This window comes from Schlesneria sp., from assembly GCF_036405755.1.
In the GTDB taxonomy this organism is placed as follows: Bacteria; Planctomycetota; Planctomycetia; order Planctomycetales; family Planctomycetaceae; genus Schlesneria; species Schlesneria sphaerica.
In genome coordinates this window covers 1-2351 of record NZ_DASWWZ010000498.1, presented here as the reverse complement: position 1 = coordinate 2351, position 2351 = coordinate 1, and the positions used below count along the sequence as shown (strand labels likewise).

Sequence of the window (2351 nt, the reverse complement as noted above, 5' to 3'; positions counted from 1 at the left end):
TGAAGTCCCGACTGACGCAGCGGCGAAAAGGCATTCCCCCTGCCGGGATCAGTCCCTTCCCCGGGACGATGGACTATCTCGGGGAGAACGCGGTCCAGGTGAGCAGTAGGCGTCTCACTTGAGGCAATCCTCACGAGGCGGTGGTGACTTGAGGTGAGTCTCGTTGTCTCTAGAGCATAGATGTCAAAAACTGCCGAAGAGCGTCGGCTCAAGATGGTGTAGCCGGGACAGGAGTGTTTCTCTAACCAGATCCGCTGATTTTATCGTTAAATTTTGCCGATGTATGAATCTGAGACTCCTGGAAATGCGTCTCTGAGCTTGCGATGAGATCGGGCACCTCAGGTGTCCGCGCTCCTGGGCAAGTCTTGGAGTGATGAGCCAGATCGATATGACCGTTCGCGACCAGCATCATTGAATTGACGGATCGAAATCGCTTGCGCATTCGCTCGACCGACTGCGGCCCTAGCAGGAAATGATGTCCACGTGCGGTACTCAAGGCGATCTGGCGACATCCTTGAGCAGGCCCGGTCAGATCTCTGGCTGTCTGGTGTGCCAGGGCCGCTTGCGCGAGGTCTGATATCCGTATGGCTGCTACTTGCAGTCCTTCTTGGGTCGCCTCCTTTTCTGTCCAGAGTGCACGCCCTGGACGACGTAGGACTGTCGGAAATCCTGTCATCCCCTTCCCTGCCCGAATTGCCTGTCGCAGACGATTCAAGGCTGGAACGCTTCGAACAAGCTCTACAATCCGTCGTAGAAGAGAACCGGCGGCTCTCGGAAGAAGTTCGCATTCTGAAAGAGAACTCAATCTTCCGTCCCCCCACGGAACGAGATCCGGTTGATGAGGATCTTGTTGTGGATTCACCGCTGGTCAGGGATTCCGATGGTTCGTCATCTCATTTTTCCCGTTATTACAACGGATTTGAGATTCGGACGAGAGATCCGGAATCCTCTCCCTTTTCACTGCGAATCAACAATCAAACACAGTTTCGCTTTAACGCTTTTGAGCGAAGCGAATCAGAATGGATCGACAGTTCAGGTGAATCTTTTCCCATCAATAACAGCAGTTATTTTTTGATTCCGCGAGGCCGATTGATCTTCTCCGGAATGGCATTCCTGCCAAAAATGTCTTACCTGCTTAACATCGATTACAACACCGTCAGCAGTAATCCGATTGGCTTTCGCGCCTATGTACTGAGTTATCAATTCAATAAAGCCCTGACGATTTCGGTCGGCCAGAACAAGGTTCCCGGAAGTCGCGAGTGGATGGGAAGTGCTTCCGTCGCTCAGGAAGGTCCTGATCGCTCGATGGCAACGACATTCTTTCGTCCCAGTCTGAGTCAGGGGGTGTGGGTGACGGGTCAAGTCTTCGAGACCGTCCGATATCACGCCATGTTGGCCAATGGCTTCAATACGCTCAATCTACGCCCAAGCCAGTTCACGCATCAGTTCTGTATCTCGGAATCAGTGTGGTGGGAACCGTGGGGCGATTTTGGCCGCGGCTACCCCGATCTCCAGAATCATCAGCAACCCGCAATTCGGATTGGTTCGAGCTACACCTTTGCTCCGGCGCAGGCGGAGGCAGCAGACGGAGGAGCACCCGAAAACTCATTGGTGCGGTTGTCGGACGGAACGTTGATCACACAAATGGGGGCACTGGCACCCGGCGCGATGGTGCGGGAGTACGATATTTCCCTCGCTGCATTCGATGCTTCTTTTAAGTATCGTGGATGCAGTCTGGCGACAGAAATTTATCTGCAGCAACTTTCGTCACTTCGTGGAACAGGACAATTGCCGGTGGATTCGGTCTCGGCCTACGGTGGATTCGTACAGGGGGGATATTTCGTACGGCCGCAGGAAGTCGAGATCTATTCCCGTGGGTCGCTCGTGACCGGCGGTTATGGAACGGGGACCGAAGTGGGAGGTGGATTCAACTGGTTTCCTCTGAAGGGACAAAACAACTTGCGATTTACCATCGACGCGGCCTGGCTGGAGGACTCACCCGCGCAGCAAAACCGTACCGGGTTTGTCGCAGGGCAGTCGGGTTTGTTGCTGCGGACTCAGATCAGTGCCGCTTTTTGAGCGGCACGCCGCACTGGCAGGGGATTCAGATCTGTCGCTGTTGAAGGTCTTCCGCGCAGGATGATTTCGTCACAGAGCTGCGTGGTCTGGAAGCGACTGCGACACAGGCATGCTCGAAATCGGGGTATCCCTGTTCTTCGGACGCGACGCCCGGTTAGGATCGCCGTCTGAACCAAAAGGAACCCTGTCCCTTGAAACAGAGGGCCCAAGAAAGCGGCGTCATGAATCCGAGTCTGGTTGAATATCTGCGGCGAATCTTAACCGCGCGCGTT

1 protein-coding gene is annotated in these 2351 nt (G+C 54.6%); it reads left to right on the top strand.

The features are described 5' to 3' along the window. Nucleotides 1–633 precede the first annotated feature (633 nt). A complete protein-coding gene (locus VGE80_RS16720) occupies nt 634–2079 on the top strand; it encodes a porin (protein WP_440593456.1) in 1446 nt (481 codons plus the stop codon). The last annotated feature ends 272 nt before the right edge of the window (nt 2080–2351 follow it).